Source organism: Paracoccus fontiphilus (assembly GCF_017356265.1).
GTDB classification, from domain to species: domain Bacteria; phylum Pseudomonadota; class Alphaproteobacteria; order Rhodobacterales; family Rhodobacteraceae; genus Paracoccus; species Paracoccus fontiphilus.
Map to the genome: position 1 here is coordinate 1 of NZ_JAFNAW010000153.1, position 1,906 is coordinate 1,906.

The 1,906-nt window shown below is 75.4% G+C and carries 1 protein-coding gene; it reads right to left on the bottom strand.

Annotation, left to right across the window (positions count from 1 at the left end; all coding sequences use genetic code 11):
* Positions 1–1,906 (bottom strand): coiled-coil domain-containing protein (locus tag J0F76_RS20565; RefSeq protein ID WP_479724750.1); only part of this gene is annotated, 1,906 nt, incomplete at both ends.

Consider the following 1,906-nt stretch of genomic DNA (forward strand, 5'->3'; position numbering starts at 1 on the left):
AGCCTCGGATGCGGCGCGCTCGGCCTCGCGCTCGGCACTGGCTGCGGCGCGGGCGGCGTCCTCGGCCGCGGACAGGGCATCGCGGGCGGCCGCCAGCCGTGCCTCACAGTCCCCCTCCCGCTCGCGCAGGGTGGCCCGGCGGGCGGTCAGGATGGCGGGCTGCGCCTCGGCATCCGACAACTCGGCGGCGGCGGTATCGCGGCGCGCGCCCAGTTCGGATGCCCGCGTGCCCGCCTGCTGCAGGCGCAGCTTCCAGCCAGACTCTTCCTTGGCGATTTCCTGCAGGCGCTTGGTGCGGGCATTGGCCTCGCGCTTCAGCTCGTCCAGGGCGGCGCGGCGGGTCATCGTGGCGATGCGCGCGGCCTCGACCCCGGTGCGGGCGTGCTCCATGGCCACCGCCGCATCCGTCCGGTCGGGCAGTTCCGCCAGCGCCGCCTCGGCCTGGGCCAGCCGCCCGCGCGCGTCAAAGGCGTCCGCCTGGTGCCGCGCCAGTTCCGCACCCGCCGATTCGATGCGGCTGCGCGCCATCGACAGGTCGGACTCGGCGCGTGTCAGCGCCCGGGCGGCGTCCGACAACTGCCGTTCCGCATCGCGGCGGGCATCGCGGGCGGATTTCTCGGTCGTCGTGGCATCGGACAGGGCGGCGCGCGCATCCTCGTGCGCCTCGACCGCGATGGCGGCCCTCGCTTCCGCCTCGGCGGACTGCTCCGCCAGTTCGGCCAGTCGGTTGACCTTCTGCAGATGCAGCGCGGCGGCGGATGATGCCTCGCCCGCCACAACCCGCATCCCGTCCCAGCGGAACAGATCGCCCGCAGGCGTGACCAGCCGCTGGCCCGGTTTCAAGGCAGCTTGCAGGGCCGCCCCTGTCGTCGTGTCCGCAACCAACCCGACCTGCGACAGCCTGCGCGCCAGGGCGTCCGGCCCGGCGACATGCGGCGCCAGGGGCGCGGCACCGTCCGGCAAGGGCTGCGGATCGTCCCAGCCCGCCAGCCGATGCCAGCCGCTTTCCCCGTCCGCCGCAAGGCCCGCCCGCAGGTCGTCGCCAAAGGCCGCGCCGAAGGGGACCTCGTATCCCTTGGCGACCGTCACCTGGTCGAGGATCGCCTTGCCCCCGGACCCGCCGCGTTCCACCAGCCGGCGCAAGGCGGCCATCTCGGCCGTCAGTGCGCTGGCCTCGCCCTCGGCCTCGGCCCGCGCGATGCGGGCGCCGGTCTCGACGGCCTCGGTTTCCGCCCGCGCGGCCTCGGCTGTGGCAAGCGCATCCTCGGCGGCCTCGGCCCGCTCGGCGGCGGCTTCCTGCGCCTCCTCGGCCGTGGCAAGGGCGCCTTCGGCCAGGGTCCCGGCCTCGGCGGCACGGTCGGCATTGGCCTGCGCTTGCGCCCCGGCACGTTCCGATCGCTCCAGCATGGCGCGCAGATCCGCGACCAGCCGTTCCGCCGACTGGTGGCGTGCGGCAAGTCGCGCAGCCTCGTCCGTCAGTTCCGCCAGTCGCGCCTCGATGGCGCGCAGCGCCTCGGCAGCCTCGTCCGCCACATGGGCGGCAGCGTCCAGCCGCGCGTCATGGCCCTGCCCCGCCTTCTCCAGCTCGGCCTTCTCCCAGGCGAGCCGTTCCACCACCTCGCCCGCGTCGCGGTTCAGCGCCTCCTCGCGCTCGATGTCGCGGGCAAGCTGGGCCACGCGGGCCTGCAGGGTAGCGATGGCCCCCGCCGCGCGGGCATCGGCCTCGTCCAGGGCCTCGCGCTCGACCACAAGGCGCGACAGGATGGCGGCGGCGACCTGTTCTTCCTCGCGCAGGTCCGGCAGCGCAACATCAGCCGCCTCGCGTCGGGCCGAAGCCTCGCGCGATGCGGCCTCGGCGGCGGCAGCGTCGCGGATGGCCCCGGTCAGGGCCTCGGCGGCGGCCAGC